The sequence below is a fragment of the Mycobacterium paraterrae genome, assembly GCF_022430545.2.
GTDB lineage: Bacteria > Actinomycetota > Actinomycetes > Mycobacteriales > Mycobacteriaceae > Mycobacterium > Mycobacterium paraterrae.
Genome location: NZ_CP092488.2, coordinates 3,986,971 through 4,011,085 on the forward strand (window position 1 = coordinate 3,986,971; position 24,115 = coordinate 4,011,085).

The 24,115-nt window shown below is 65.8% G+C and carries 23 protein-coding genes and 1 pseudogene; 17 read left to right on the forward strand and 7 right to left on the reverse strand.

The features are described 5' to 3' along the window. Positions 1 to 42: 42 nt before the first annotated feature. The 5 genes and pseudogenes from MKK62_RS19310 (at position 43) to MKK62_RS19330 (ending at position 5,060) form a co-directional block, all read left to right on the forward strand. Positions 43 to 768, forward strand: a complete 726-nt coding sequence (locus MKK62_RS19310) for an ATP-binding protein (protein WP_240263800.1) — start codon at positions 43 to 45, stop codon at positions 766 to 768. Between the two features lie 454 nt (positions 769 to 1,222). Next, positions 1,223 to 2,272: a recombinase RecA gene (recA, locus tag MKK62_RS19315; RefSeq protein ID WP_240258324.1), complete on the forward strand. Its 1,050-nt coding sequence runs from the start codon at positions 1,223 to 1,225 to the stop codon at positions 2,270 to 2,272. Next, positions 2,238 to 2,765 carry a recombination regulator RecX gene (recX, locus tag MKK62_RS19320; RefSeq protein WP_240258323.1) on the forward strand — a complete coding sequence of 176 codons (528 nt, stop codon included), beginning with the start codon at positions 2,238 to 2,240 and terminating at the stop codon, positions 2,763 to 2,765. Before recA ends, recX begins: the two co-directional genes overlap by 35 nt. 133 nt (positions 2,766 to 2,898) lie before the next feature. After that, positions 2,899 to 4,290, forward strand: a pseudogene (gene miaB, locus MKK62_RS19325) (tRNA (N6-isopentenyl adenosine(37)-C2)-methylthiotransferase MiaB); the annotation flags it as partial. 164 nt (positions 4,291 to 4,454) lie between these two features. Beyond that, complete coding sequence (locus MKK62_RS19330; RefSeq protein ID WP_240258322.1) at positions 4,455 to 5,060, forward strand: Rv2732c family membrane protein; 606 nt, start codon at positions 4,455 to 4,457, stop codon at positions 5,058 to 5,060. Here the strand turns inward: MKK62_RS19330 and MKK62_RS19335 are convergent. Next, complete coding sequence (locus tag MKK62_RS19335) at positions 5,057 to 6,388, reverse strand: DUF349 domain-containing protein (RefSeq protein WP_240258321.1); 1,332 nt, start codon at positions 6,386 to 6,388, stop codon at positions 5,057 to 5,059. The genes MKK62_RS19330 and MKK62_RS19335 overlap by 4 nt on opposite strands. 468 nt (positions 6,389 to 6,856) lie before the next feature. Between MKK62_RS19335 and MKK62_RS19340 the strand changes: the two genes are divergently transcribed. The 5 genes from MKK62_RS19340 to hflX are packed head-to-tail and all read left to right on the forward strand — an operon-like array spanning position 6,857 to position 11,721. After that, complete coding sequence (locus MKK62_RS19340; RefSeq protein ID WP_240258320.1) at positions 6,857 to 7,768, forward strand: DMT family transporter; 912 nt, start codon at positions 6,857 to 6,859, stop codon at positions 7,766 to 7,768. 10 nt (positions 7,769 to 7,778) lie between these two features. Next, positions 7,779 to 8,465, forward strand: a complete 687-nt coding sequence (locus MKK62_RS19345; protein WP_240258319.1) for a class III extradiol ring-cleavage dioxygenase family protein — start codon at positions 7,779 to 7,781, stop codon at positions 8,463 to 8,465. Beyond that, on the forward strand, positions 8,462 to 9,373 hold the full coding sequence (gene miaA, locus MKK62_RS19350) for a tRNA (adenosine(37)-N6)-dimethylallyltransferase MiaA (protein WP_240258318.1): 912 nt from the start codon (positions 8,462 to 8,464) through the stop codon (positions 9,371 to 9,373). Before MKK62_RS19345 ends, miaA begins: the two co-directional genes overlap by 4 nt. Before the next feature lie 7 nt (positions 9,374 to 9,380). Next, positions 9,381 to 10,253, forward strand: coding sequence for a diaminopimelate epimerase (gene dapF / locus MKK62_RS19355; protein ID WP_240264051.1), 873 nt, complete (start codon positions 9,381 to 9,383; stop codon positions 10,251 to 10,253). A gap of 46 nt (positions 10,254 to 10,299) precedes the next feature. Then, entirely contained in the window at positions 10,300 to 11,721 is a 1,422-nt protein-coding gene (hflX, locus tag MKK62_RS19360; RefSeq protein WP_240264050.1) for a GTPase HflX, read from the forward strand. 66 nt (positions 11,722 to 11,787) lie between these two features. On the opposite strand, the gene MKK62_RS19365 is transcribed toward hflX, so the two are convergent. Together MKK62_RS19365 and MKK62_RS19370 are read right to left on the reverse strand one after the other, a co-directional pair. After that, on the reverse strand, positions 11,788 to 12,510 hold the full coding sequence (locus MKK62_RS19365; RefSeq protein ID WP_240258317.1) for a hypothetical protein: 723 nt from the start codon (positions 12,508 to 12,510) through the stop codon (positions 11,788 to 11,790). Positions 12,511 to 12,823: 313 nt separating this feature from the next. Beyond that, positions 12,824 to 13,330, reverse strand: coding sequence for a hypothetical protein (locus MKK62_RS19370; protein WP_240258316.1), 507 nt, complete (start codon positions 13,328 to 13,330; stop codon positions 12,824 to 12,826). Between the two features lie 97 nt (positions 13,331 to 13,427). On the opposite strand from MKK62_RS19370, the gene MKK62_RS19375 reads away from it, so the two are divergent. Together MKK62_RS19375 and MKK62_RS19380 are read left to right on the forward strand one after the other, a co-directional pair. Continuing rightward, positions 13,428 to 14,588 carry an acyl-CoA dehydrogenase family protein gene (locus MKK62_RS19375; RefSeq protein ID WP_240258315.1) on the forward strand — a complete coding sequence of 387 codons (1,161 nt, stop codon included), beginning with the start codon at positions 13,428 to 13,430 and terminating at the stop codon, positions 14,586 to 14,588. A gap of 406 nt (positions 14,589 to 14,994) precedes the next feature. Continuing rightward, positions 14,995 to 16,983, forward strand: a complete 1,989-nt coding sequence (locus tag MKK62_RS19380) for a sunset domain-containing protein (protein WP_434084967.1) — start codon at positions 14,995 to 14,997, stop codon at positions 16,981 to 16,983. A gap of 24 nt (positions 16,984 to 17,007) precedes the next feature. On the opposite strand, the gene lexA is transcribed toward MKK62_RS19380, so the two are convergent. Then, positions 17,008 to 17,706 carry a transcriptional repressor LexA gene (gene lexA / locus MKK62_RS19385; protein WP_240258313.1) on the reverse strand — a complete coding sequence of 233 codons (699 nt, stop codon included), beginning with the start codon at positions 17,704 to 17,706 and terminating at the stop codon, positions 17,008 to 17,010. Between the two features lie 212 nt (positions 17,707 to 17,918). Between lexA and MKK62_RS19390 the strand changes: the two genes are divergently transcribed. The 5 genes from MKK62_RS19390 to MKK62_RS19410 all read left to right on the forward strand — a co-directional run bounded on the left by MKK62_RS19390 (position 17,919) and on the right by MKK62_RS19410 (position 21,175). After that, positions 17,919 to 18,401 (forward strand): LysM peptidoglycan-binding domain-containing protein, encoded by a 483-nt coding sequence (locus tag MKK62_RS19390; protein ID WP_240258312.1) that lies wholly within the window; start codon positions 17,919 to 17,921, stop codon positions 18,399 to 18,401. A gap of 108 nt (positions 18,402 to 18,509) precedes the next feature. Beyond that, on the forward strand, positions 18,510 to 18,974 hold the full coding sequence (nrdR, locus tag MKK62_RS19395) for a transcriptional regulator NrdR (RefSeq protein WP_240258311.1): 465 nt from the start codon (positions 18,510 to 18,512) through the stop codon (positions 18,972 to 18,974). Between the two features lie 21 nt (positions 18,975 to 18,995). Next, entirely contained in the window at positions 18,996 to 20,204 is a 1,209-nt protein-coding gene (locus tag MKK62_RS19400; protein ID WP_240258310.1) for an FAD-dependent oxidoreductase, read from the forward strand. 30 nt (positions 20,205 to 20,234) lie between these two features. Then, positions 20,235 to 20,723 (forward strand): peroxynitrite isomerase, encoded by a 489-nt coding sequence (locus MKK62_RS19405; RefSeq protein ID WP_240258309.1) that lies wholly within the window; start codon positions 20,235 to 20,237, stop codon positions 20,721 to 20,723. Positions 20,724 to 20,752: 29 nt separating this feature from the next. Then, positions 20,753 to 21,175, forward strand: coding sequence for a DUF1330 domain-containing protein (locus MKK62_RS19410; protein WP_240258308.1), 423 nt, complete (start codon positions 20,753 to 20,755; stop codon positions 21,173 to 21,175). On the opposite strand, the gene MKK62_RS19415 is transcribed toward MKK62_RS19410, so the two are convergent. Genes MKK62_RS19415 through MKK62_RS19425 form a run of 3 tightly spaced genes read right to left on the reverse strand, consistent with a single transcriptional unit; the run spans position 21,172 to position 23,937 of the window. Continuing rightward, positions 21,172 to 21,858: a PhzF family phenazine biosynthesis protein gene (locus MKK62_RS19415; RefSeq protein ID WP_240258307.1), complete on the reverse strand. Its 687-nt coding sequence runs from the start codon at positions 21,856 to 21,858 to the stop codon at positions 21,172 to 21,174. The two genes, MKK62_RS19410 and MKK62_RS19415, sit on opposite strands and share 4 nt — an antisense overlap. 34 nt (positions 21,859 to 21,892) lie before the next feature. Further along, positions 21,893 to 22,915, reverse strand: a complete 1,023-nt coding sequence (locus MKK62_RS19420; RefSeq protein WP_240258306.1) for an alpha/beta fold hydrolase — start codon at positions 22,913 to 22,915, stop codon at positions 21,893 to 21,895. Between the two features lie 35 nt (positions 22,916 to 22,950). Continuing rightward, positions 22,951 to 23,937 carry a proteasome assembly chaperone family protein gene (locus MKK62_RS19425; protein ID WP_240258305.1) on the reverse strand — a complete coding sequence of 329 codons (987 nt, stop codon included), beginning with the start codon at positions 23,935 to 23,937 and terminating at the stop codon, positions 22,951 to 22,953. Positions 23,938 to 24,115 lie beyond the last annotated feature (178 nt).

Genomic DNA, 24,115 nt, shown 5'->3' on the forward strand with positions numbered 1-24,115 from the left:
ACCACGACCACCGCGTCGCTACCCGCCGACGTCGAAGCGCTGATGCGTGGGCTGCGGTTGCCGCACGCCCGCGCGATCGCCGCCGACGTGCTGGCCACTGCCCGAGCTCAACGCTGGGACCCCACCGAGGTGATCAAAGCGCTGCTGACCGAGGAGTCCGCCGGCCGGGCCCGGTCCATGCTGGCCGCCCGCCGCAAAGCCGCCGGCTTCCCGACCGGGAAGACATTCGACGTGTGGGACCCCAATGCGTCGTCGATCCCGTTACCGACCCAGCAGGCGCTACAGACCCTGGAGTGGGTGGGTCGTCGGGAGAACCTGGTGGTCTGCGGGCCCGCTGGCACCGGCAAGACGTTCTTCCTCGAAGCGTTGGGGCAGAAGGTCATCGAAGCCGGGATGCCGGTGGCGTGGTTCACCCTCGAGCAGATCGGGGTCCTGGTTCGGGCGCACCGCGCTGACGATTCGTTGGGCAAGGCCGTGGCCAAGATCGTGCGTGCCGAGCTCGTGGTGATTGACGACGTTGGACTGTTGCCCGTCGGTGCCGATGCCGCTGAAGGGCTCTACCGCATCGTCGAGGCCGCCTATGAACGGCGCTCGGTGGCGATCTCATCGAACCTGCACCCCAGTGGTTTCGATGAGCTGATGCCCAAGACGTTGGCGACTGCCACCGTGGACCGGCTGCTGCATCACGCGCACCTGTGCCAGACCAGCGGAGACTCCGTGCGGCTGGCCCAAGCCCTGCACGGGAAGGGAGTCAAACCCTTGAGCTGACAACGGCCTCAACCACCGGTGGCGGACACACCCTAATGGGCAGATTCGTGTCCGCCACTGGGCAGTTCTTATTGGCCACCTACGGGCAGTTCTCATGTCCGCCCACGGGCAGTTTCAGCTGTCCATTGACAGTCGTGTGATATCGAGTTATCTGAGAGAAAGCCGGGTCTTTCCTCAGCGATATCTCAGGATATTAGCTCGCATTCTGGATGGCAGAAGGTAAATCCGGGATCGGATCTTGATTTCAGGGCACTGGCTCCGCGCTACGGACTGAGGCGCCCGGCCTTTTCTGCCGAAGACACGCCAGCGGCGCGCCTGCAAGCTAGTCGAACACCTGTTCGCTACTGTGGTGATCGTTCGACAGATGCCGACTTGTCGGAGGGCTGCTCTAACGTCGCGGCCAATCGACCAACACCGGTCAAACCGAACAACGACTACACCGAGAGGTAGCACCATGGCACAAGCCCCAGACCGCGAAAAGGCCCTCGAATTGGCGATGGCCCAAATTGAGAAGAGTCACGGCAAAGGCTCGGTGATGCGCCTCGGAGACGAAGTGCGTCAACCGATTTCGGTCATCCCGACCGGATCTATCGCGCTAGATGTGGCGCTGGGCATCGGCGGCCTTCCTCGTGGCCGCATCGTCGAGATCTACGGCCCGGAGTCTTCGGGTAAAACCACCGTCGCTCTGCACGCGGTGGCCAACGCGCAGGCCGCCGGTGGCATCGCGGCATTCATCGACGCCGAGCACGCGCTGGATCCCGACTACGCCCACAAGTTGGGTGTCGACACCGATTCGCTGCTGGTCAGCCAGCCGGACACCGGTGAGCAGGCCCTCGAGATCGCGGACATGCTGATCCGTTCAGGTGCGCTGGACATCTTGGTCGTCGACTCGGTCGCCGCGCTGGTGCCCCGCGCAGAGATCGAAGGCGAGATGGGTGACAGTCACGTCGGACTGCAGGCTCGGCTGATGAGCCAGGCGCTGCGGAAAATCACCGGTGCGCTGAGCAATTCGGGCACCACGGCGATCTTCATCAACCAGCTCCGCGAGAAGATCGGCGTGATGTTCGGTTCGCCCGAAACCACCACGGGCGGAAAGGCGTTGAAGTTCTACTCCTCGGTGCGTCTGGATGTGCGACGGATCGAGACGCTGAAAGACGGCACCGACGCGGTCGGTAACCGCACCCGAGTCAAGGTCGTCAAGAACAAGGTGTCGCCGCCGTTCAAGCAGGCCGAGTTCGACATCCTTTACGGGCGTGGTATCAGCCGCGAGGGCTCGCTGATCGACATGGGCGTGGATCAGGGCTTCGTCCGCAAGTCCGGGTCGTGGTTCACCTACGAAGGCGAGCAGTTGGGGCAGGGTAAAGAGAACGCCCGCAACTTCCTGCTGGAGAACGTCGACGTGGCCAACGAGATCGAGAAGAAGATCAAGGAAAAGCTCGGTATCGGTGCCGTGCTGACCGATGACGCCAATGTCGAGCCCCTCCCCGCTCCCGTCGACTTCTGAGCCATCTCGCGGTGAGCAGGCGCGGGCGTTGTGTCTGCGCCTGCTCACCGCGCGGGCGCGAACCCGCGCCGAGTTGGCGGCTCAGCTGGCCAAGCGTGGCTATCCCGACGATCTCAGCACGCAGGTGCTGGATCGGCTGACCGAGGTCGGGTTGGTGGACGACGCGGACTTCGCTGAGCAGTGGGTGCACTCGCGGTTGGCCAACGCGGGAAAAGGTAAGCGTGCGTTGGCTGCTGAGTTGCAGACCAAGGGTGTGGACAAGGAACTGATCACGTCGGTGCTTGGCGGCATCAACCCTGCCGACGAGCGAGGCCGGGCCGAAGAGCTGGTCCGCAAGAAGCTGCGGCGTGAAAGTCTCAGCGATGAGGCCGCCGATGCCAGGGTCACGCGCCGCTTGGTGGGAATGCTTGCCCGGCGAGGCTTCAGCCAGGGGATGGCCTTCGACGTGGTCAGCGTCGAGTTGGCCGGCGAGCGGGAGCGCCGGCGCGTCTAGGTCGCCCGAACGCCGGGCTGCTGGCGCGCCGTACCATGGCCCAGTGACTTCGACGGTGGAATCAGGCTCGACGCCCGCGGCGGCGCCGCTGCCGTCGCAGCGCAGCTACGAGGTCCGCACCTACGGCTGTCAGATGAACGTCCACGATTCCGAACGGCTGGCCGGTCTGCTCGAGGCGGCGGGCTACCGGCGGGCGGCCGACGGCGACGATGCGGATGTCGTGGTGTTCAACACGTGCGCGGTGCGGGAGAACGCCGACAACAAACTGTACGGAAACATCAGCCACCTGGCCCCACGCAAGCGAAGCAACCCCGACTTCCAGATCGCGGTCGGAGGATGCCTGGCGCAAAAAGATCGAGACGCTGTGCTGGGCAAGGCGCCGTGGGTCGATGTCGTCTTCGGCACGCACAACATCGGGTCTTTGCCCACGCTGCTGGAACGGGCACGGCACAACCGGGTCGCCCAGGTCGAAATCGCCGAGGCGCTGCAAGAATTCCCGTCGGCGCTGCCTGCGGCACGCGAATCCGCTTACGCCGCGTGGGTTTCCATCTCGGTCGGTTGTAACAACAGCTGCACGTTTTGCATCGTGCCGTCGCTGCGCGGCAAGGAGGTCGACCGCAGCCCCGACGACATCTTGGCCGAAGTGCGTTCACTGGTCGCCGACGGCGTGCTGGAAATCACGCTGCTAGGTCAAAACGTCAACGCCTACGGGGTGTCGTTCGCCGACCCGCAACTACCGCGCAACCGCGGCGCGTTCGCCGAACTGCTGACTGAGTGCGGTCGCATCGATGGGCTCGAGCGGGTGCGCTTCACCTCACCGCATCCGGCCGAATTCACCGACGATGTCATCGAAGCGATGGCCCGGACGCCGAATGTCTGCCCGGCGCTGCACATGCCGCTGCAATCCGGCTCGGACCGCATGTTGCGGGCGATGCGCCGGTCCTACCGCGCCGAGCGCTACCTCGGGATCATCGACAGGGTCCGCGCTGTCATGCCCCACGCGGCGATCACCACCGACCTGATCGTGGGGTTCCCGGGCGAAACCGAAGAGGACTTCGCCGCCACGCTCGACGTCGTCCGCCAGGCCCGTTTCGCCAGCGCTTTCACCTTCCAGTACTCCAAGCGGCCGGGAACCCCCGCGGCCGAACTCGACAACCAGGTGCCGAAAGCGGTTGTGCAGGAACGCTACGACAGACTCATCGCCCTGCAAGAAGAGATCGCGCTCGAGGAGAACCGCGCCCAGATCGGCCGGACCGTCGAACTCCTCGTAGCCACCGGCGAAGGCCGCAAGGACACCAGCACCGCTCGGATGAGCGGACGGGCACGCGACGGGCGACTCGTGCATTTCACACCGGGGGAGCAGCACGTGCGCCCCGGTGACATCGTCACGACCACGGTCACCCGCGCAGCGCCGCATCACCTGATCGCCGACGGCGACGTGCTCAGCTACCGCCGCACCCGAGCCGGAGACGCACACGCCGCCGGCCGGCGTCCCTCCGGCGCCAGAGCATTGAGCCTGTCTGGCGACGATGCGGACGGGGGACGCGTCGGAGGAGGAGCCAGAGCATTGAGCCTGTCTGGCGACGATGCGGACGGGGGACGCGTCGGAGGAGGAGCCAGACCATTGAGCCTGGGCATGCCGGCGATCGGGAAACCGGCTCAGCCGACCGAGTCGCCGGGGTGTGCTCGATGAGCGGCAATGACGGCGCATTCGATGCGTACCGCGACGACATCGAGGCCGCTGAGCGTCGCATTGCTCGCGAGATCGAGCCGGGCGCAAGGGCTTTGGTCGTCGCGATCTTGGTTTTCGTGCTGATCGGTTCGTTCGTGCTGCCACATACCGGTCACGTGCGCGGATGGGATGTGCTGTTTTCCACCCACGGCGCCGCCAATGCGGCCATCGCCCTGCCGCAGCGCGTATTCAGTTGGCTTGCTTTGGTTTTCGGCGTCGGTTTTTCCATGCTGGCTCTGTTGACCCGCCGTTGGGCCTTGGCCTGGATCGCGCTGGCGGGTTCTGCGGTGGCCAGTGCCGCTGGGCTGCTGGCCATTTGGTCGCGGCAGACAGTCGCCTCCGGTCACCCCGGGCCCGGCGTCGGGTTGTTCGTGGCGTGGCTTGCCATCATCTTGCTGACGTTCCACTGGGCGCGGGTGGTCTGGTCGCGCACCATCGTGCAACTCGCCGCAGAGGAACAGCGCCGTAAATCGGCGGCGCAGCGCCAGGCCCGGACGCTGCTGGAGACCCTCGATGACCCTCAACCACCCAAGGGCAATGGCCCGGGCGGTTCTTCGACTTAGCGCTTGCGAGTCAGCGCGTCGGCTGCCGCGTCGGCCCACTGCCGCCACTGTTCGGCGTTGGCCTTGGCCTCCTGGGCTTCCTTGATGCGGCCGGCCGCCTCGGCTTTTCGGGCCTGACGCTCGTACTGCTCGGCGCGCTCCCGGAATTGATCGGCGCGGGCCTGAGCCTCGGGGTCAGGGCCGGACGGCTCCGCGGCGTCGCGCACTTTCTTCTCGACCGCGCGCAGACGCCGCTCGAGATCGGCCGACTTCTCCCGCGGGACCTTGCCAATCGCGTCCCACTTGTCACCGATCGCGCGCAGCGCCGCTGCGGCCGCCTTCGGATTGCTGGTGTCGATCTTCTCCGCCTCGGCGAGTAGCGCCTCTTTCGCGGCGGCGTTCGTGTGGAATTCGGCGTCCCGTTCGGCGGTGGCGGCGTTGCGGGCCTTGAAAAAGCTGTCCTGGGCGCCTTTGAAGCGCGCCCACAGTGCGTCGTCGACGTCGCGCGCCGCGCGCCCGGCAGCTTTCCAGTCCACGAGCAGCTTGCGGAATTCGGCACTGGTGGGGCCCCAGTCCGTCGAATCCACGAGTGCTTCGGCTTTCACGCAGAGCTTCTCTTTGGCCTCGCGGGCACCCGCCCGATCGCGGTCCAATTCGGCGAAGTGCGATCCGCGCCGCCGGTTGAACGTCTCCCGCGCCGCCGAGTAGCGCTTCCACAGCGCATCGTCGGTTTTGCGATCCAACCCGGTGATCGTCTTCCACTCATCGAGAATCGTGCGCAGCCGGTCGCCCGCGACCTTCCATTGCGTTGACGTGGTGGCCAGTTCCTCGGCTTCGGCGGCCAAAGCTTCCTTGCGCGCGGTCTGGGCCGCGCGATGCTCGTCGCGGCGCGTCCGGTCGGCCGCGGCCGCTTCGCTGGCGTGCTCGGCGATGGCGTTCAGGCGAGCGGCGAGCGCGTCGATGTCGCCGAGGACGTTGGCGTTGGGCAGTGTCTCGGCCAGTGCTGCGGCTGTCGCCTTGATCTTGCGGGCATCGCCGGTGCCGGCCGTCAAGCGCTCTTCAAGCAGCGCGATTTCCGTGCTGAGGTCGTCGAATCGGCGCCCGAAGTGGGCGAATGCCGCTTCGGGGTCACCGGCCTGCCAAGAGCCGACCACGCGTTCACCGGCCGAACTGATCAGCCACACCGTGCCGTCGTCGTCGACCCGACCGAACTTGTGCGGGTCGCTGGCGGGCACCGCTACTACCGGGTGAGCGGGGGGACGTGGGGTCGGCTTGGGACCTGGCCGTGGTCCCGGCCTCGGGCTCGGCCGGGCTTCCTGGGCTTCGATGTGTGGCTCGTCAGACGTCATGAGCTGCCCTTACCTACCCTCCGTGCGGTTAGTGACCGCACACCTGCCGCGCAAAGCGGCGCCGTCGAAACGAGGTACTCACACGGCACCCCATCAGTATTGAAGCAGTTTGTCGTGAGAAGCGTTCTGAGTTGGCCGCTCAGTGTCGTCGGAGCGGTCGATTCGGCGGACGGCACCGGCGTGATCGGCGGTTGGGGCAAATGGCCCCTAGGGTGGATGGTGAAACCGAGATGACTGGGCGGTGAACGATGTCTGGAATGGATCTGATCGGGCTGTGTGCCGCCCAGGGGTTCGTGATCCGCCCGGTCGCCACCAGCGCGGCAGCGACGGCCAAAATGCCGTCATACCTGAGAAAGAGCCGTCGAATCGACAACCGGGACGCGCGGCAGCGAGGTTTTCACAGCACGCGTCAGTAACGTGGCGGGAATCGGCCGTCACCCCGCCCGATGACCAGCGAGGAGGTAAGCCGTGCCGAAAGCAGAGATCGCCGCAGTGCTGGCGCTGGCCGCCGCGCTGGCGTCGGCGATCGGGAATGTAGAGCGGCAGCGATCTGCGCACGAGGTGACCGACAAGCCGGTCGGCTACCTCGCCTTGTTCCTGATGTGCTGGCGGAACCGCAGTTGGCGCATTGGTGCGCTCGCGGCCATCGCCAACTACGTATTGCAGGGCGCCGCGTTGACCCTGGGTTCCGTGATCATGGTCACCGGCCTGCAGGTGACGGCGCTGCTGTTCGCGTTGCCGATCTACGCCCGGATGACCCGACAGCCGGTCAGCCGGTGGGAGTGGGCCTGGGCAGTGGTGCTGGCGGGGTCGCTGGCCGTCGTGGTCACCGTGGGTAATCCGGTCGCCGGGTACTCGCGGGCTTCCTGGCACACCTGGCTCATCGTGGCCGCCGTCCTGGGCCCGTTGTTCGGGCTGTGCCTCCTGGGTGCTCGCAAATGGCCCAACGGGACGATCGGTGCGGTGTTGTTGGCGGCCGTGTCCGGGGCCTCGCTGGGTTTGTTCGCGGTGCTGGTCAAGGGTGCCGCCGAGGCCGCTGAGAAAGGCATCGTGGCGCTGCTCGCCGCCCCGGAGCTCTACGCGTCCATCGTCGCGGCCGTCACGGGGATGGTGTTGCAGCAGTCGGCTTACCGCGGCGGCCCGCTCAACGCGTCCATGCCGACCATGACCGTGGCGAAGCCGGTCGCGGGCTCGCTGCTGGGCGTCGCCGTGCTCGGCGAAACGCTGCAGCCGGGCGAGGAGCGGGTGGTCGTGCTCGCCGTCGCGGTGGTGCTCACGGTGATCGCCACCGCCGCCCTCGCGCGCGGTGAGGCTGAAACCGTGCAGGGGTACAACGACGACGTTGCCACCGGACGACTGCTGGCGATTTCCGACCGTTAGTTTTGATGGCGTGCTGAGCGCCATCTCGATCATCCCGTCAGCGCCGGTACTCGTTCCCGAGCTGGCCGGCGCTGCCGCCGGTGAGGTCGCTGAATTGCGGGCGGCAATGGTCGCCGCGGCAGGCGCGCTGCCACCTCGCTGGGTCGTTGTCGGGGTGGGCGCCGCGGACGACGTCGTCGGCTCCGACGGTGTCGGGACATTCGCGGGTTACGGCGCCGACGTGGTGGTGCACCTTTCGCCAGGTGCGAGCGGCCCGCCTACGCCAATGCCCCTGTGCGCGTTGGTCGCCGGCTGGATCCGGTTGCAGGCCCAACCAGACGCGGTGGCGGAGGTTCGGGTCTACGCCGACGGCCATGATGCCGCGGCCGCGGTCGCGTTCGGCCGGCAACTGCGCAGCGAGATCGACGGGTGGTCCGAGCCGACCGGGGTGCTGGTGGTCGCCGACGGCACCCACACGTTGACGCCGGCTGCGCCCGGGGGATACCAGCCCGCCGACGTCGATGTGCAGCGCGCGCTGGACGACGCCTTGGCATGCGGGGATGTCGCGGCACTGTCCCGGCTACCCGCGCAAGTGCGGGGACGGGTCGCCTTTGGCGTACTGGCCGGGTTGGCCCAACCGATGCCGCGGTCGGCCAAGGAGCTTCACCGGGCGGCGCCCTACGGAGTCGGGTACTTCGCCGGCGTCTGGCAGCCGTGAGGCCGCTGGCCATCGTCGGGCCGACCGGAACCGGCAAATCCCAACTGGCTCTTGATGTTGCGGAGCGGCTCGACGGAGAGGCGGAGATCGTCAATGCCGACGCGATGCAGTTCTACCGCGGCATGGACATCGGCACCGCGAAACTTCCCGTCGAACAGCGCCGCGGAATCCCGCACCATCAGCTCGACGTCCTCGATGTCACCGCCACCGCGACCGTCGCGCGTTACCAGCGCGATGCCGCCGCCGACGTCGAGGCGATAGCGTCGCGCGGCAAGGTTCCGATCCTGGTGGGCGGTTCGATGCTCTACATCCAGTCGCTGCTCGACGACTGGTCCTTTCCCGCGACCGATCCCGCGGTGCGGGCGAAGTGGGAGCAGCGGCTCGGCGACATCGGCGTCAGTGCCCTGCATGCCGAGCTTGCCGAGCGCGATCCGGCCGCCGCCGCCTCCATCCTGGCCACCGACGGCCGGCGCATCGTCCGGGCGCTGGAAGTGGTGGAATTGACCGGCCAACCGTTCGCCGCGTCGGCGCCCGTGATCGGCACGCCCCGATGGGACACCGCCATCATCGGATTGGATTGCGAGACAGGGCTGCTCGACCAGCGGCTGGCCCAGCGCACCGAGACGATGTTCGCCGAAGGCCTGGTCGACGAGGTGATCGGTCTGCTCGACCGTGGGCTGCGCGACGGTGTCACCGCGTCGCGAGCGCTGGGTTACGCGCAGGTGCTCGACGATCTCGACGCCGGTGGTACGGGCGCCGCAGCCCGGGAGCCGACCTTCATCGGTACTCGCCGCTACGTCCGTCGCCAACGGTCCTGGTTTCGCCGCGACCACCGCATTCATTGGCTGGATGCGGCCGCGGACGGCAACGACGAGGCCGCATTGAGGCAGTGGCGCCACGTATCCTGAGCTGGTGATCCGTTTCGCCAAGGGACACGGCACCGAGAACGACTTCGTGCTGCTCGATGACCTGGACGCCGCGTTGGCGTTGACCCCGCAGCTGGTGTCGGCATTGTGCGACCGGCGCCGCGGCCTGGGCGCCGACGGGGTGCTGCGTGTCACCACCGCCGGCGCGGCGCTGGCGGCCGGGGTGCTCGATCGGACTCCCGACGGAGTGAATCTCGACGACTGGTACATGGATTACCGCAATGCCGACGGCTCGGTCGCGCAGATGTGCGGCAACGGTGTGCGCGTTTTCGCGCACTACCTGAGGGCCGCCGGCTTGGAATCCCGCGATGAGTTCGTTGTCGGGTCGCTGGCCGGTCCTCGCCCGGTGGTGATGCATCACGTCGGCGCGGCCAACGCCGACGTCCGGGTAGACATGGGCAAGGCCAACCGGCTGGGCCCGGGACAGGCAGTCGTCGACGGCCGAACGTTCAACGGCTTGGCGGTCGACGTAGGCAACCCGCACCTGGCGTGTGTCGACTCCGCGCTGACGGCCGAGACGCTGGCCGAAATCGACGTCGCCGCGCCCGTGAGTTTCGACCACGGTCAGTTCCCCGACGGGGTCAACGTCGAGATCCTCACCGCCCCGAACGACAGTGTGGTGAGCATGCGGGTGCACGAGCGGGGTGTGGGTGAAACCCGCTCCTGCGGAACAGGAACCGTCGCGGCCACGGTGGCGGCGCTGTCGCACGGCGGCGCAGCCACCGGAACCCTCACCGTGCGAGTGCCCGGCGGCGACGTCGTCGTCACCGTCACCGAAGCGACCAGCTATCTGCGCGGGCCCTCGGTGCTAGTGGCGCGCGGCGAACTCAGCGAGGAATGGTGGCAGAGCGCGCAAGGTTAAATAGGATGCGTGCCGCCGCATGTGCGGGCACCATGTGACATTGCCTATGACATATCCCGACATTCCTGACATCCCGAGCACGGGAGACCTTGCGCTCGACGACCGCGCCGCGCTGCGCCGTGTCGCCGGGCTATCCACCGAACTCACCGACATCTCCGAGGTCGAGTACCGCCAGCTGCGACTCGAGCGGGTGGTGCTGGTCGGGGTGTGGACCGATGGCAGCGCCGCGGACGCCGATGCGAGCCTCGCCGAGTTGGCTGCCCTGGCCGAGACCGCCGGGTCGCAGGTGCTCGAAGGCATGGTCCAGCGGCGCACCAAGCCAGACCCCTCGACCTACATCGGGTCCGGTAAGGCCGCCGAATTGCGCGACGTAGTGTCGGCGACCGGCGCCGACACGGTCATCTGCGACGGTGAGCTGTCACCGGCACAGTTAACCGCGCTGGAGAAGGCGGTCAAGGTAAAGGTCATCGACCGAACCGCGTTGATTCTGGACATCTTCGCCCAGCACGCCACCAGCCGAGAAGGCAAGGCACAGGTGTCGCTGGCGCAGATGGAGTACATGTTGCCCCGCCTGCGTGGCTGGGGCGAGTCGATGTCGCGGCAGGCCGGTGGTCGAGCCGGCGGCAGCGGCGGAGGTGTGGGTCTACGCGGCCCCGGTGAAACCAAGATCGAGACCGATCGCCGTCGTATCCGCGAACGAATGTCAAAGCTGCGACGCGACATTCGCGACATGAAGCAGGTCCGCGACACCCAGCGCAGCCGCCGGCGCAAGAGCGAGGCGCCTTCGATCGCGATCGTCGGCTACACCAACGCCGGCAAATCCAGTCTGCTGAACGCACTGACCGGCGCTGGGGTGCTGGTACAGGACGCGTTGTTCGCAACGCTCGAACCCACCACCCGCCGCGCGGAATTCGAGGACGGGCGGCCGTTCGTCATCAGTGACACGGTCGGCTTCGTGCGGCATCTGCCGACTCAGTTGGTCGAGGCGTTCCGCTCCACGCTGGAAGAAGTCGTCGACGCCGACCTGCTGGTGCACGTCGTCGACGGCTCTGACGTCAACCCGCTGGCGCAGATCAGCGCGGTCCGCCAGGTGGTCTCAGAGGTGTTCGCCGACCATCACCTAGACCCTGGCGGCGCGGCGCCGCAGGAGCTCATCGTGGTCAACAAGATCGATGCCGCAAGCGATTTGGCTTTGGCCAAATTGCGTCGCGCATTGCCGGGAGCGGCATTCGTCTCGGCGCGCACCGGCGACGGGATCGAGGGGTTGCGTCGGCGATTGGCCGAGCTGGCCGCGCCGACGGACACCGCCGTGGACGTGGTGATCCCTTACGACCGTGGTGACCTCGTTTCCCGTGTGCATGCTGACGGCCGGGTGCAGGAGACGGAGCACATCGGTGACGGGACGCGGATCAAGGCTCGAGTGCCGGTCGCCTTGGCCGCGCTGCTGCGGCAATTTTCGGCGACCTGAAAAGGCTTGCCAGACAACAGAAAAGCGCCGGAGTCCCCCACTCCGGCGCTTTTCTGCTTAGTAGCGTTAGAACAGGCCGCCGAGGTCCAGACCGCCGGTGAGAAGCGACGTGAGGTCACTGAGCACGGTGGAGAAATCGGTGGTGAGGTTCGTGCCCAGGCCGCTGAAGCTGTCACCGAGGGCGGTGAGGAGCGTAGTGAGGTCGCCAAGGCTGCTGGTGTCGCCCGACAGAGCAACCAGGTAGCCCTCGAAATCACTGGCCGCCAGGGCGAAGTCCGCGTTGGCAATCGTGGTCAGATCCGTGTCGAACGCCGGCGTACCCACGGCAGCAGCGAGGTCTGCGGCGGTGAGGTCGGTGCTGGCCGGAATCGGCACGAAATCCGCGTTGAAGATCGCCAGTAACTCGGCTTGTGACGCGCTGCTGGTGACGCCCACGAGCTGGTTCACCTGGTCCTCGGCGACGAGACCGTCGAGGAACAGCGCCTCGAACGCCCGGCTCTCGGCGCCGTTGAACGCCCCGCTGTAGATGGGCTCGGCGCCAGTGGCGTCGAGCAGGGTGGTCGCCTGGCTGGCGCCGAGCGCGCTCGCCAGATCGTTGTACAGCGTCGCTTCTGCGCCGGTCGGTCCCAACACGTCGTTCCAGAAGGCGTTGTCGAGGGTGCCTTCGTCGAGCAGGAGCGTCGCGTCAGTCACGTCCACCAGCGCGACATCGTGATGCTGTACCGGCACGCCTTGAGCCTGGACTGAGTCGTGGTAGGGCAGCGACCCGAAGAGTCCCGCCGCGGTCAAGGCACCAGCGGCGATGAGAGTGTGTCTGGTTACAGCCTTCATGATTTCCCTTCCCCTGCACTTGTGCGGGCTGTGCGCGTTACTGCCGCCCCGTCCTCCCCGTAAGGACGCCTGAAAGCTCTCAGGTTGACTTAAGCTACCGCCTAAGATTTGTGTGAGTAAAGGATATTGTCGGAAAACTTTTGGACTTTTTTCGGTAGTCGATTGATGCTGGCCGAAGGTTTTTTTCGGCCATCTCAAACCGCGCAGCCGGCATAAGGTGGCGCAATATTAAAGCTCAGTGAAGTTTCAGGAATGTGCGCGTTTTATCGGACTACTCGACCAGTTCAAACACGTCTTCAGCGGAGGTCATCAGGACGTGCGTCGCGAGCTGATGGTTCAGCTCGTCGAGCCGCCCCTCGTCGGCTTGGCTGCGCTCGGGTTTCGCAGTCAGGCGGAAGAATTCGTCGGTGATGAAGCCGTGGCGCATCAGCAGCGTCGCGGTGCGGCCCTTGACCGTGACGTGAAAGGCGAACCCTTGCAATATCGGGCCCCGGTCCGGTCGTGCCAGGTTGGCGTCGACGCAATATCGGCCGTCGGTGACGGCGCGGGTGACGGCCTCTATCCCGTCGCGGATCCCGGGCTCGTCGATTGCGACGCGAATGGCGATCGATCGCCGCTGCGGTGGGTGATTGGGGGAGAGCGCGGCGAATGCCCGCTGCAGCACTTTAAGGGCGGCGGCAACCCCTACCCGGGAGCGCGGCCCGGCGTAACACAGCATGTCGGTGTAGGAAAACTCGAGCAGTTGCCCGCGTTCCCGCACCAGGATCGTGTCGTCCATCTGGCGACTCTAGGCCCGCACTGCCACCCCGGCCTACCAACCATCTGGTTGGTATATGTTGAGCGGCAGTGTTCCCAACTTGCCGGAGGTCCATTTCATGGGTAGCGCCATCAAATATCAGCGCACACTGTTCGAGCCCGAGCACGAATTGTTCCGGGAGTCGTACCGGTCCTTTTTGGAGCGCCACGTCGCGCCGTACCACGATGAGTGGGAGAAGGCGAAGATCGTCGACCGCGGAGTCTGGCTGGAGGCCGGCAAACAGGGCTTCCTGGGAATGGCGATCCCGGAGGAGTACGGCGGCGGCGGTAACGACGACTTTCGTTACAACACCATCATCACCGAGGAGACCACCTACGGCCGGTACAGCGGCATCGGTTGGGCCCTGCACAACGACATCATCGCGCCCTACCTGCTGAGCCTGACCAACGAGGAGCAGAAGCAGCGCTGGCTGCCGAAATTCTGCACCGGCGAGATGATCACGGCGATCGCGATGACCGAACCAGGCACCGGCAGTGATTTGCAGGGCATCAAGACCCGCGCCGTCAAGAAGGGTGATCATTACGTTCTCAACGGCTCAAAGACGTTCATCACCAACGGAATCAACTCCGACCTGGTGATCGTGGTCGCGCAGACCGATCCGGACAAAGGATCGCAAGGGTTTTCGCTGCTGGCTGTCGAGCGCGGCATGAAGGGATTCGAACGCGGCCGGCACCTGGACAAGGTCGGCCTGGACGCCCAGGACACCGCCGAGCTGTCGTTCACCGATGTCGAGGTGCCCGTCGAGAATCTCCTCGGTGAGGAGGGCATGGGTTTCATCTACCTGATGCAGAACTTGCCGCAGGAACGCATTTCGATCGCGATAATGGCCGCGGCGGCCATGGAGAAGGTGCTGGAGCAGACGCTGCAATACACCAAGGAGCGCAAGGCTTTTGGAAAGCCTGTCGGCAGTTTCCAGAACAGCCGTTTCCTGCTCGCGGAGCTGGCCACCGAGGCCACCGTGGTTCGGATGATGGTCGACGAGTTCATCGCCCTGCACCTGGAAGGCAAACTGACTGTCGAACAGGCCGCGATGGCCAAATGGTATTCCACCGAAAAGCAGGTGTATCTGATCGACCGTTGTTTGCAACTGCACGGCGGTTACGGCTACATGCGCGAATACCCGGTTGCGCGTGCGTATCTCGATGCGCGGGTGCAGACGATATACGGCGGCACCACCGAGATCATGAAGGAAATCATCGGCCGCAGCCTGGGTGTCTGACCCCGTAAAGCGTTGGCTCAGGTCAATTTCGATTGCCTGCGGTGACGCCGGTGTTGCTGACTCCCGACACTTCGGGCCGTAGAGGCAATTTGCGAAAGGCGGGTCCGAAAGTCCTGGCTGCGTGACAAAGCAAGCCGGCTTCGGGCCCGTCCTCGACGTCGGTTTGCCAGTCAAACGTGCCGTGGCGTGCCAGCGGATATCGAGGGACCGTAATCTAAACGCCGAACAGGCAGAAAGCGACACAAGCCAGGCCTGCGGACCGCAATTCGGCGTCGACACGATGAGCAAACCGTAGGGTCTTGCTATGACTTCCGATGTGTGGTCTCCCGCAGCAGCGTCGTGGCGACCCGCAGGGTGGTCGACGCTGTGCCCGAGAACCGGACTGGGCGGCCGCGGGGAGGGCGGGATGACACGGCAGCGAAGACGATCATGGACCTTCGCGTGCTCAACGCGTGGCTTGGTAACGCTAGCGGCGGCACTGGCACTCCTGGCGCTGCAGACCCCGGTCGCAGACGCTTCTCCCATCGGCGATGCCGACAACGCGATCACCGCGGCCTGGAAAGAAGCGGGCGGGGACACCTCTGACCTGGGCCCCAAGCAGGGCGAGTGCTACGTCGCGGGGCAGGGGTTCGCCCAGGACTTCGTGCACGGCAAGATGTTTTTCACCCCGGCGACGGGGCCCCGGTCGATGATGGGCGCCATCCTCGACAAATACGAGTCGCTGGGCGGCCCGGCGGATTCCGACCTTGGCTTTCCGACCGCGAACGAGGTTCGCGGGCTGGCCGGACCCGATAGCCGGGTGAGCACTTTCTCGGCCAGCGACAAACCCCTGATTTATTGGACTGCCGACCACGGCGCGTTCGTGGTGCGCGGTGCGATCAACGCCGCATGGGACAAGCTCGGCAGTTCCGGTGGTGCACTCGGCGTACCGATCGGGGACGAGACCTACGACGGCGAGCTCGCGACCCAGGCGTTCAGCGGCGGCAAGGTGTCATGGAACCGCCTGACCAAAACCTTCACCACCGTCCCGCCCAACCTTGCCGGGCAGCTCTCCGGTCTGCAGGTGCCGGTCGACCCGACGGCAGAGATCAACCAGGCGTGGCGGGCAGCGGGGGGCGCTTCGGGTCCGCTGGGAGCCAAACAGGGCGACCAGTACCCGATCGGCGGCGATGGGCTGGCGCAAAACTTCACCGGCGGCAAGGTCTTCTTCAGCCCGGCCACCGGCGCCAATGCCGTCGAAACCGACATCTTGACCAAGTACGAGGCGCTCGGCGGACCGGCCAAGAGCGACCTCGGCTTCCCGATTTCCAATGAGGCCGACGGGGGACTGAAGCCGGCGAGCAAGGTCAGCGCGTTTTCCGCGACCGACAAGCCGGTGATCTTCTGGACGCCCGATCATGGCGCCTACGTGGTACGTGGCCCCATCAAAGCGGCGTGGGACAAGCTTCTCGGACCGACGGGCAAACTGGGCGCTCCAGTGGGTGATCAAACGATTGCCCAGGATGTCGCCACGCAGAAATTCACCGGTGGCCAGATCGCCTGGGATAAGACGAAGAACACCTTCACCACGCAGCCGGCGAACTTGGCCTCGGCGCTGGCCGGTCTTGAGGTACCCGGGCAGAAGACACCGGCGAATTCCGCGTCGCCTCATGCCGCGACGAGTTGGCTGAGCGGGCACTGGTGGTGGTTGGCGATCGGTGCGGGCGCGTTGCTGCTCATCGGCCTGCTGGCCTTGCTGGCACGGTGGGCCGGTCGGCGTCGGGCCGCTGAACGTGACGCCGAATCCCACGACGGGCACGACTCGAACTACGAGCCCGCGACCGAGTCGGTGTCGCAGTGGTCGCCCGAGGCCGACCCGGATTCGGCGTCGTCGAGCGTGGCCGAGGACCACCGGCCGCCGCGTCCACGAACGGTGCGCCTGCCCAGCCAGCCCTCCAGTGCGTGGATGCCGCCCGAGGACCACAAGAGCTTGGTCGACGAGCTGCTCGAAGACGAAAACGACAGCCCCGAAGACTTTTCCGCCTTTACCGAACACGATCACGAAGACGCGGAGCACTTCGAGGAAGATCCTGACGACGTCGACACCGATCCCACCGGGATTCCGATCGGAGGCGACGGCCGTGTCGGCCGGCATGCGGCGTCGGATGCCGACGATGATGAGGATTCCCAGGTGACGGAGGCGGTGCCGATACCGCGGATAGCGCCCGGGCAGTTGGCAATCCATTTGCCGATGGACGACCCTTATCAGGTGCCCGACGGCTACCCCGTCAAGGCAAACGCCAGTTCCGGCCTCTACTACATGCCCGACAGCAACCTGTACGAGGACACTCAGGCCGAAATCTGGTTCGCCAGTGAGGAAATGGCCAAAGCTAACGGCTTCCACAAGGCTGGCTAGGCCGTCGGCCCGAGCCGCGCCGCGTCAGATCTTGCGGATGACCGTGACGACCTTGCCCAACACGGCCGCGTCGTTGCCCGGGATGGGATCGAACGCAGGGTTGTGTGGCATCAGCCATACCTGCCCATTCGTGCGTTTGAAGGTCTTGACCGTGGCTTCCCCGTCGATCATTGCGGCCACGATGTCGCCGTTGTCGGCGACATTCTGCTGACGGACCACCACCCAGTCACCGTCGCAAATCGCGGCGTCGACCATCGATTCACCGACCACCTTGAGCAGAAACAGCGCGCCCTCGCCGACGAGTTCGCGCGGCAACGGGAAGACATCCTCGACCGCTTCCTCTGCGAGAATCGGACCACCGGCGGCGATGCGTCCCAGTACCGGCACGAACGTTGGCTCCGGCAGTGCGTCCGAGCCGGCGACGTCGGTGATCACGCTCGGCTTGGACACGTCGTCGGCGGACCGGACGTCGACCGCGCGTGGGCGGTTCGGGTCGCGGCGGAGATAGCCCTTTTTCTCGAGCGTGCGCAGCTGATGGGCGACCGAGGAGGTCGATGTCAGTCCCACAGCATCGCCGATCTCGCGAATACTCGGGGGATATCCGCGGCTGGTCACCGATGCGCGGATGACATCCAGGATGGTGCGCTGACGCGGTGTCAGGCCCGATTCCGCTGATCGCGGGCCACGGTCTGAGTCGGCGTCCGGGGTATCGCTATCGCTCATACGGACGAATGTAGCGGCCTTTTGCCTGGATATCAAACATGTGTTCGAGGCATGTCGCGGTCGCGGGGTGTGCGCGCCCGGGAATTCTTGTCGGTGGGCCGTTCTATGGTCATCGTCATGTGCAACAGTTCGATCACATGTTCGGTTTTCGAACACATTATCGACTACTCTTCGAACAAGTGATCGACCACGAGCCGACTGGAGGAACGCACATGATGCACATCGAGACCATCTCGCACACCGCGCCGACCCGGGTTCGCCCCGTTCAGGTGCGTCCCACCGGCCGGTCCACCCGCCCGGGGCCCCGCGGCCCGCAGCCGACCCGGCCTGTCGCAACACCGCCGCGGTACCGCGGTACCGGCGTTTTGAGGTCGAACGCCTCGCACCGGCCGCGACCGATCACCCCGATGACGACGGTGGCGCTCGCCATGGTCGCCGCCGGCATCACGGTCTGGTTGGGGTTTGTGGCGCACTTCGGCGGCATGCTGAACAGCGGCCCCGAAAAAGCCGCGGTGCAGGTGCCGGACCAGCTCGCTGTGGTCCGGGTCGAACCGGGGGAGACGCTGCAGCACCTGGCCGCCCGGGTGGCGCCGGACGCTCCGACCGCGCAGGTGACCGCCCGCATTCGCGAACTCAACGAACTCGACTCGTCGGCGGTGACGGCCGGCCAGACGCTGATCGCGCCGGTGGGCTGAGCCGTTTACCAGCCGCGACACCCGACGACGCTAGGCCTGCGCCGCACGACGCAGGTAGGCTCGTGGTGGTTCGGGACTCCCCGAAGTCAGCGCGGCGAAGGAGCGGCCATGCACTGTCCGTTCTGTCGGCATCCGGATTCGCGAGTCGTCGATTCCCGTGAGACCGATGAGGGACAGGCGATTCGACGCCGCCGCTCCTGCCCCGAGTGCGGCCGGCGATTCACCACCGTCGAGACGGCGGTGCTGGCGGTCGTCAAGCGCAGCGGCGTCACCGAGCCGTTCAGCCGCGAGAAGGTGATGCGAGGCGTGCGGCGCGCGTGTCAGGGTCGTCAGGTTGACGACGACGCGCTGAACCTGCTGGCCCAACAGGTCGAGGACACGGTCCGGGCCGCCGGGTCGCCCGAAGTTCCCAGCAACGAAGTCGGCTTGGCGATTCTCGGGCCGCTGCGCGAACTCGATGAGGTGGCATACCTGCGATTCGCTTCGGTGTACCGGTCTTTCGAATCCGCCGAGGACTTCGAGCGCGAGATCAAAGCTCTACGCGCCCACCGCAAGGTGCCGGCGTCCGGTTAACCGACGTCGAGGGGTCGCATCATGAGGCACGTCGTACGAACCCAGGTATGTGTTGCCGGCGGCGGCCCTGCGGGCATGGTGCACGCGCTTCTGCTGGCCCGTGCCGGAGTGAGGGTCACGGTGCTGGAGAAGCACGGTGATTTCCTGCGCGACTTCCGCGGCGACACAGTGCATCCCAGCACCCTGCGCGTCATGGACGAACTCGGGCTGATCGACGAGTTCCTGCGACTTCCGCACACCAAGGTGAGTCGGCTGGCCTTCGACACCGACGGAACCTTGCGAACCTTCGGCAACTTCAGCGCCCTCGGGCGGCTGGGTTTCCGGCAGCCCTACATCGCGCTGATGCCGCAGTGGGATTTTCTTGACTTCCTGGCAGAAAAGGCCAGTGCGTACCCCGAATTCAGCCTGATCCGCAATGCCGAGGTCACCGACGTGATCGCCGAGGGCGACCGAGTGGTCGGCGTGCGCACTCCCGATCTGGAGGTGCGCTCCGACCTCGTCATTGGTGCCGACGGCCGCAAATCCGCGGTGCGCGCCGCGGCAGGGTTGCGGGTCGGTAGTTCGAACTCGCCCATCGACGTGCTGTGGTTCCGGCTGAACTGGCGTCCCGGGGATCCTCGGGAACTGGTCGGCGTGGTTCGCAAAGGTCTGATGATGGCCATGATCTACCGCGGCGACTATTGGCAGGTCGCCTACGTCATGCCGAAGGGCGAGAACCCCAGGGACGGCTCCTTGCAGGCATTCAAAGACCGGTTGGTCGCCGTGGCGCCCAACCTGGCCGAGCACGTCAACGACCTGCATTCGTGGGACGACACCAGCCAACTCGACGTCCGAGTGGACCGGCTCGAGACGTGGTGGCGCAAGGGCCTGCTGTGCATCGGTGACGCCGCGCATGCGATGTCGCCGGTCGGCGGGGTAGGCATCAATCTTGCGGTCGCGGACGCGGTCGGCGCGGCCAACGTCCTGTGCGGCCCGCTCTGCGAAAACCGTTTGACCGAAGCCCATCTGGCCAAGGTGCAGCGTCGACGGGAACTCCCGGCCAAGCTCATCCAAGCTGTCCAGGTCTTCGTTCAGAACAACGTGATCGAGCCGAATCTCGCCGGTGACCTGTCAGCGGTCCGGGTTCCCAAGATCGTCGGGCGCGGACCGCTGCAGTTCATTCCGCCGATCGTCGTCGGAAGGGGCTTTCGCCCCGAGCATGTCCGCACACCGGACGTGCACGCGGCCTGACGCGCGGTCGAGCCGGACTAGTCTGACCTGATGCCGCCGCCCGACCTGCACCCCAACCTGAGCGCACTGGCCTCGTTGCTCGGTACCTGGCAGGGCCGCGGTTCCGGCGAATATCCCACTATCGAGCCGTTCGAGTACCTCGAAGAGGTTACGTTCTCGCATGTGGGTAAGCCTTTCTTGATCTACGCCCAGAAGACCAAAACGGTGGTCGATGGACTGCCGCTGCACGCCGAAGCCGGCTACCTGCGCGTGCCCCGAGATAATCAGGTTGAACTCGTATTGGCTCACCCGAGCGGCATCACCGAAATCGAGGTCGGCAGATACGTCAGCGACGACACCACGCTGGAGCTAGAGCTGGCGACGACCCACGTCGGTCTGACCCCGACCGCCAAGGAAGTGACTTCTCTGGCCCGCCGCTTCCGGATCGACGGCGACGAGCTTGTCTACTCGGTTCAGATGGGCGCTGTCGGTCAGCCGCTACAGCACCACCTCTCAGCGACGTTGCAACGCACAGTGTGATCACCAGCGAACATCGAAGGAGCGCCGCTATGGACGTCGAAAACCATGTGTATCCCACACGTTCCCGTCTGGAAACATTGCTCACGGACGACTCGACGGATCGCGTGGTGATGCTCAACCTGCTCAAGTTCCGCGAGAAAGCGGAGTACGCAGACGGACGAGCCAGCGACCTCAGCGGCCGAGAGGCCTATCACGTGTACGGCGCGGCAATGCAAGCGATCGTCGAGAACAACGGTGGCCGGATGGTATTCGGCGGTGACATCTCATCGGCGGTAATCGGCGAGGTGGGGGAGTTGTGGGATACCTGCGTGCTCGTCGAGTATCCCTCCGCCGCAGCATTTGCCAGGCTGGTCACATCGCCCGAGGTGATGGAGGCCAGCGTTCATCGGGTGGCCGGGCTCGCGGGCCAGTTGCTGTTGCGTGTGGCGCAGCGCGACGCAATCCTGGGCTAGGGCAGTCGACGCGGTTCGTCGCTCACTACGCGCCCGCCGACCCGCACCCATCCCTGCGGGCTCCATGCGGTCTGGATAACCGATCCCCGGCCCTGGGTGATGTGGAGGTCCCGGCTGAGGTAGTCGGTGATCCGGACGGCGGCCGAGCCTGTCGCTTCGTCCTCTGCCACACCGAGATTCGGCGCGAACATCCTCGAGCGCAGTGCACCCCCGGCTTCGTCGATCCACGCCCACAGGTAGTGCGCGACGTCGTCGGAGTAGTCGGCGGGATCGGCCGCGGCGAGCTCGTCGAGGCTGCCCAGCTCGTGAATGGTGAACTCCGGCGACCAATCCGAGCGGGCACGGACCGCGACGAGGTCGTTGTCGTAGCTCACCTGCACCAGCCCGGCTGCCACCCGCAGCGTGTGAATCGGTGTGCCTAGAGAACGCAGCCACCAAGACGCCCCGACAGTCGGGTGTCCCGCGAAGGCCAACTCGGTGAGCGGAGTGTAGATTCGCGCCGCCGCCGCAGTGCCCCCCGTCGGCGGCAGGTCGACGAAAATCGTTTCGCTGTAACCCAATTCGTTGGCAATGCGCTGGTGCTGGCCAGGTTCGACTGTCGCGGCGTCGACCACGCCGAGTGGATTACCGAAATCGCCTGCTGGATCGGTGAATACCCTCAGCACCGTGACATCGACGCTCATGGGGTGACTGTACGGTGCCGCCGCACGGCGTTGGTCAGGTGGCGCTGCGTTCGTCGGCGCCCATGGCCTCTAGGACGGCCACCCGGGTGTCGATCGGGCCGGAGACGGTTTGCGCACCACCGCCGGTGCGGAGTAACTCCCGAAGCGCCGCCTGGTCGTAGTCGGCGGGCGCGGTGGTGTCGATGAAGCGTTCGACGACCTCGATGAAACGATCGGGGTCGTCGTGGAACGGGAAATGGCCGGAGCGTTCGAAGATCTCCAACTGCGAACCCGGCATCGCCGCGTGGGCCATGTACGCGTGGCTGACCGGGACAACGACATCGTCGGTGCCCCAAATGATCTGTACCGGAACAGATTTCGTCAGATAACATCGGTCGAGCATCGTGACGCTCTGCCCCCGCCAGTCGACCACTGCGCGCAGCGTCCGAGTGAACGCCGCAGAGGCCATCGGTTCCGGCAGGCCGGCCAGAATCCGCAGGACGTCGGGCAGGTCGTGTCCAATAGCCGTGGAGCCCAGCACCATTCCGGCCGCCCGGCCGAACAATTGCAGGGCCGGTAGCACCAACGGCAGGCGAAGCAGTGCGAGCGCTTCGCTGCCCATCGGTAACGATGCCACCCGTAACGCCATGTTGACGTCTTTAGTGACCCCGCCGGCGCCGACCAACACCAGTCGCTCTACCAAATGTGGGAACTGGTAGGCGAACTGCATTGCCACGCCGCCGCCGAGGGAATGCCCGATCACCGTCGCTCGCTCGATGTCCAGGATGGACATCAAGTCACGCATTCCGTTGGCGTAGGCGGCAATCGAGTAATCGGCTCGTGGCTTGTCCGATTCGCCGTGACCGAGCAGGTCGACGGCGATGACGGTGAACCGTTGCGCGAGGGTGGATTGCACCGTCGACCATGTCGTCGAGTTGTCGCCGATGCCGTGGATCAACAGGATCACCGGACCCGAGCCGGCAACCCGGAAAGCGCGCCGGTAGCCGTGCACCGTGCGGAATTGGAGCTGGGGCGTCAACTCACGCACCGAGCGAAGATTGGGCTTGCCCTGGGTCATGTTGCCAACTTCGCTGTCGGGCTCGCCGACGGCGATCAGGTCGGATCGTCGTCGTCGAACTTTTTCTCGGCCTGCTGTGCCAGGAAACGCTCGAACTCTGCACCGAGTTCGTCACCGCTAGGCAGGTCTTCGTCCCGTGTCAGCAGCGATCGATTCTCCTGCGCAGCAATGAAGGCATCGTACTGGCGCTCCAGCGCAGCCACCACTTGAGCGACATCCGAGCTGGCCTCGACCTGCTCGTCGACCTTGGCCCTGACCTCTGCGGCAGCCTCGGTGAGCGCGTTCAACGGCAGCTGCAGCCCGCCGGTTTTGGCCAGCTGTTCCAGCAGTGCCTGCGCGGCGGCCGGATAGTCCGTCTGCGCCAGATAGTGCGGGACATGGACGGTGTAGCCGACGACCTCGTGCCCGTGTTGGGCCATCCGGAACTCCAGCAGGTTCGAGGCGCTGCCGGGCACGTGCACCTCCGAGAGCCACGGCGTGAAATCCGCGATGAGTTCGCGATTGTTCGAGTGAGCGGTCAACGTGATCGGCCGGGTGTGCGGAACTGCCATGGGAATCGTGCCGAGCCCGATCGTCTGCCGGACACCCAGGCGCTCCGCTAGCAGCCGGACCGCCGTGATGAACCGCTCCCACTTGAGGTCCGGTTCCAAACCGGCTAGCAGCAGAAACGGCGTGCCGACACTGTCATGCATGGCATACAGGCTCAGCTCGGGGTCCTCGTAATGAGTGAAGTGGTCGGTCTTGAACGTCATGAGCGGGCGCCGCGAGCGGTAGTCGAGCAACTCGTCGATCGCGAACGACGCAACCAGCTCGGTGTCCAGGCTGTCTTTGAGGTGGCGTGCGGCCAGCTTGATCGCGTGGCCCGCGTCGGAAAATCCTTCCAGAGCGTGGACCAGGACCGGGCCGCGACCGTCGGACGACGACAGCTGAGGCGACGGGAACTCGAGCTCGTACATGCTGTTCTGCTCGGGCTGGTAGCGCTTGTCCCGGTCGGGTGTGTCGGGGATCTCGTGTTGGCCCATTGCTCTTACCTCCTTGCCACGACGCCAGGTACCGGACCGCGTCCACATAGTGTCTCTCAGATCGCCGAGCCGCGGATGGCTGACCCGCGTGCTCTTGTGGTTCGGAACGCGGTCAGCACGGGCGACATTCCGGCGGATACCCGCTCCTCACGGCGACGAAATGACCGCGCGCGAAACG